Source organism: Ilyobacter sp. (assembly GCF_041583315.1).
Classification (GTDB): domain Bacteria; phylum Fusobacteriota; class Fusobacteriia; order Fusobacteriales; family Fusobacteriaceae; genus Ilyobacter.
This window is the reverse complement of record NZ_JBFHGC010000250.1, coordinates 1-4,077: the sequence shown is the minus strand read 5'-3', so window position 1 is coordinate 4,077 and position 4,077 is coordinate 1. Positions and strand designations below refer to the sequence as shown.

The following is a 4,077-nucleotide window of genomic DNA, read 5'->3' as shown; positions in this document are numbered from 1 at the left end:
AGCCTGATGCCATAATGGGATTTGGAAATTATATTTCGGTTCCAGCACTTTTAGCAGGTATAATATTAGGGAAGAAAATATATCTCCAGGAGCAAAATGCAAACCTGGGATTTGCAAATAAATTATTTTATAAATTTGCCAAGATGAGCTTTCTTGCCTTTGACAAAACCTATGATGACCTTCCTATAAAATACCATAAGAAACTCAAGGTGACAGGGAATCCACTGAGAAATGAGATATATATGGTAAATAGAAAAATAGAGAGGGAAAGGCTAAAGATAGAGGAAGATGAGAAGGTGCTTCTGATAACAGGAGGAAGTCTCGGTTCTAAAAGCATAAATGATGCTATTCTTAGAAAATGGGACAGAACGCTGGAAGAGAAAAAAATAAGGATTTACTGGGCTACCGGTGAAAATCACTTTGAAGTAATAAATCATAATCTGAATAAATACAAACCTAACGATGTTATAAAACCATACTTCAGCAATATGCCGAATATAATGGCTGTATCAGATCTTGTAGTGTGCCGTGCAGGTGCCCTGACTATATCAGAACTTATAGCAATGGAAAAACCATCTATACTGATACCTTACCAGTCTATAAAGGTAGGTCAGTATGAAAATGCTAAAATCCTTGAGGAAACAGGAGCAGCGTTTATTTACAAAAATTCAGAGGCAGATATTGCAATAGAAAGAGCCATGGACCTGATAAAAGATGATAATGAATTGGCTAAGATAAGAGCCAGGATAAAGGTCCTGAAAAAAGACAGGGCTGCAGAAAAAATAGTCAAGGCTATGGATATATGGGGGACAAAATGAAACGAGTGTATTTTATAGGAATAAACGGAATCGGAATGAGCGGACTTGCAAAGGTCATGAGAAATAAAGGGTATGAAGTGGTAGGAGGAGATCTGAACAGAAGCTACCTTACTGAGGAACTGGAAGAGATGGGGATAGAGATCTTTGGATATCACTGCAGCAGCAATCTAAAGGGATGCAGTCTGGTAGTGAGATCAAGTGCAATAAAAGAGGGAAACCCTGAATACGACTATGCTCTAAAAAACGGGATAAAAGTAATAAAAAGAGGAGAGCTTCTGGCCCTTCTCATGAACGAAGAACAGGGTATTGCAGTCGCAGGGACTCACGGGAAGACAACGACTAGCTCTATGCTAGGAGCAGCCATGCTTTCACTTGACCCGACTATTGTAGTAGGAGGTATACTTCCAGAGATAAACTCCAATGCAAAGGCTGGGAGTTCAAAATTTTTCATAGCAGAAGCAGATGAAAGCGATAACTCTTTTCTGTATCTTAACCCTTTTACTTCTATAATAACCAATATAGAGGCGGATCACCTGGAAAATCACGGGTCTCTGGAAAATATAGAAAAGTCATTTGTAGAATTTATAGATAAAACAAAAGACGAAATTATTGTGAATATAGATTGTGAGAATATCAGAAAAGTTATCCAAGGAAAAGACAGGATAAAAAGCTATAGTTTAAGTGACAGAAGTGCAGATATATATGCTTCAAATATAAGAGTGGAAGATTCTAAAATTCATTACGAGGTTAGTGTCTGCGGGGAGGACCTGGGAACATTTGTCCTGTCTATACCCGGTGAGCACAATGTATCAAATTCTCTTCCTGTTATTTATCTCGCTCACAAATTCGGAGTAGCCAGTGAAGAGATGAAAAAAATGCTAAGGTTTTTTAAGGGCGCCAAAAGAAGATATGACATTCTTTATGATAAAGGTGTGAAGATAATAGATGACTATGCTCATCATCCTACAGAGATAAAAGCCACTCTTCAAGGAGCCAGAAGTATAGAAAAAGGAAAAATAGTGGCAGTATTTCAGCCTCACAGATACAGCAGAGTGAAGTTTCTTTTAGAGGAGTTTCAAGGGGTGTTTGATAATGCCGACGAAGTGCTTCTGTTGCCTGTTTTTTCTGCAGGAGAGAAGGATGAATTCGGAGTGGGAATAGAAAAATTAGCAGAAAAAACAGGGCATAAAAACATAAGAGTGGAAAACAACGAGGAGAACCTCCCTGCATTTGTAGAGGATAAAGAAGACGGTACAGTGTTTCTTTTCATGGGAGCTGGAAGTATATCGGGAATAGCTCATAAAATAACAAAGAATCTGGAAGGGTAAAAATAATGAAAATTTTAAAATATCACCATATGAAAGAATATTCCAACATGAAAATCGGTGGAATAGCAAAGGAACTAATAATTATAGAGGAAAAAAGTGAGATTATAGAGGCTCTTAAAGATAGAGAGAATGTATTCTTAATAGGAAACGGAACAAATACCCTTATATCAGACGGAGAGCTAGATAAGACTTTCATATCTCTCAAGGAGCTGAGAGGTATAAAAGAGTTGGGGAACAATCTTGTGGAAGTAGAAGCCGGTTTTGACTTTAAAGACCTCATAGAATACATGGCAGAAAAAGATTATTCCGGACTTGAAAATCTGGCTGGAATACCTGGAAGTGTAGGAGGGCTGGTCTATATGAACGGAGGAGCCTACGGAACAGAGGTATTTGACTGTATAAAAGAGATAGAGGTAGTAGATGAAAATAATAAAATAAGAAGAATAAAAAAAGAGGATCTTCACGTAACATACAGAAAAACAGAGATTCAGGACAGAAAGTGGATCGTCCTCAGTGCTGTATTTGAATTTGGCAAAGGGTTTGACAATGAAAAGGTAGAAGACATTATGTCTAAAAGAAATGAGAGGCATCCCTTGAACCTTCCCAACCTGGGAAGTACCTTTAAAAATCCCAAGGGGTTATTTTCTGCAAAGCTCATAATAGATGCGGGAGTTCAGGGTAAAAAAATGGGCGGGGCACAGGTGTCTATGATGCATCCGAATTTTATAGTCAACCACGGAGATGCAAAATTTGAAGATATACTGGGACTTATAGAGGTAGTAAAGGAAAAGGTAAAAAAGAGCTCAGGGATTGAACTGGAAGAAGAAATTATCATTGTAAGAAATTAATTGAAAAAAGGAGCATTTTTTATGAAAATAGCAGTTTTTATGGGGGGAGTATCTTCTGAAAGAGAGGTCTCTCTCAGAACAGGAAAAGCGATACTTGAAAGTCTCATAAGACAGGGATACGATGCTTACGGAGTGGATTTAAAAGAAGACAATCTTCTCAAGGCATTTATAGAAAATACTTATGATCTGGCTTATCTGGCCCTTCACGGAGAATTTGGTGAGGACGGGAGAATACAGGCAGTTCTTGACATAATAAAAAAGCCATACACAGGCTCAGGCGTAACACCTAGTGCCATAGCCATGGATAAAAACATGACCAAAATCATAGCAGAAAAAGCAGGGATAAGGATTCCTAGAAGCTACAGAGATAAGTCTGAGATAGATTCTTATCCTGTGGTTGTAAAACCAACAACTGAGGGTTCAAGTGTAGGACTGTATATCTGCAACGGTATAGAGGAAGTAGAAAAAGCTCTGGATAATCTAAAAGGTAAAAACATATTGATCGAGGAATTTGTATCTGGAGAGGAACTCACAGTGGGAGTATTGAAAGGAGAGCCTTTAGGGGTTCTGAAAATAACTCCTAAATCCGGTCTTTATGACTACCAGTCAAAATACACATCTGGAATGACTGAATATGAATACCCGGCAATGGTATCAAAAGATGTTTACGATGAAGCCATGGATTTTTCACAAAAAATCCATCAAGAGCTCGGACTGGGAGGCGTATCAAGAAGTGACTTTATTCTGAAAGATGGTAAGGTTTATTTTCTAGAGGTAAATACGTGTCCGGGAATGACAGAAACAAGTCTGGTTCCAAAATTGGCAACTCTGAAAGGTTACTCTTTTGACGACCTGGTAAAAAAAATAATGCAATAATTTACAAAAAACTCACAAAAATGTTATATTATCTTAAAATGATAATTGAAAATGGGGAGAAAAAATGAAGGCATTTTTTAAAATTATACTGCTCTTTTTATTTGCTGCTGCATTTTTTTATATGGACCAAGTCTTTCTTAAGAGAGATATATTTAAAGTGGAAAAAGTCTGGATTTTTGGAGATTTAAACCTCACCCAGAGGGAAGT

The 4,077-nt window shown here is 37.5% G+C and carries 4 protein-coding genes; all 4 read left to right on the top strand.

Annotation, left to right across the window (positions count from 1 at the left end; all coding sequences use genetic code 11):
• A partial coding sequence (locus tag ABZA26_RS09295) for a glycosyltransferase (RefSeq protein WP_372714245.1) occupies window positions 1-818 on the top strand: 818 nt, incomplete at its 5' end.
• Window positions 815-2,146, top strand: coding sequence for a UDP-N-acetylmuramate--L-alanine ligase (murC, locus tag ABZA26_RS09290; RefSeq protein WP_372714244.1), 1,332 nt, complete (start codon window positions 815-817; stop codon window positions 2,144-2,146). The genes ABZA26_RS09295 and murC, both read left to right, overlap by 4 nt.
• Before the next feature lie 5 nt (window positions 2,147-2,151).
• The gene (gene murB, locus ABZA26_RS09285) at window positions 2,152-2,994 is read left to right on the top strand and encodes a UDP-N-acetylmuramate dehydrogenase (protein WP_372714243.1); all 843 of its coding nucleotides are present in this window, start codon (window positions 2,152-2,154) and stop codon (window positions 2,992-2,994) included.
• Between the two features lie 21 nt (window positions 2,995-3,015).
• On the top strand, window positions 3,016-3,870 hold the full coding sequence (locus ABZA26_RS09280; protein WP_372714242.1) for a D-alanine--D-alanine ligase: 855 nt from the start codon (window positions 3,016-3,018) through the stop codon (window positions 3,868-3,870).
• Window positions 3,871-4,077 lie beyond the last annotated feature (207 nt).

Coding starts and splice junctions, on each gene's coding strand:
- murC (WP_372714244.1), top strand. CDS start 815: ATGAAACGAGTGTATTTTATAGGAATAAACGGAATCGGAATGAGCGGA.
- murB (WP_372714243.1), top strand. CDS start 2,152: ATGAAAATTTTAAAATATCACCATATGAAAGAATATTCCAACATGAAA.
- ABZA26_RS09280 (WP_372714242.1), top strand. CDS start 3,016: ATGAAAATAGCAGTTTTTATGGGGGGAGTATCTTCTGAAAGAGAGGTC.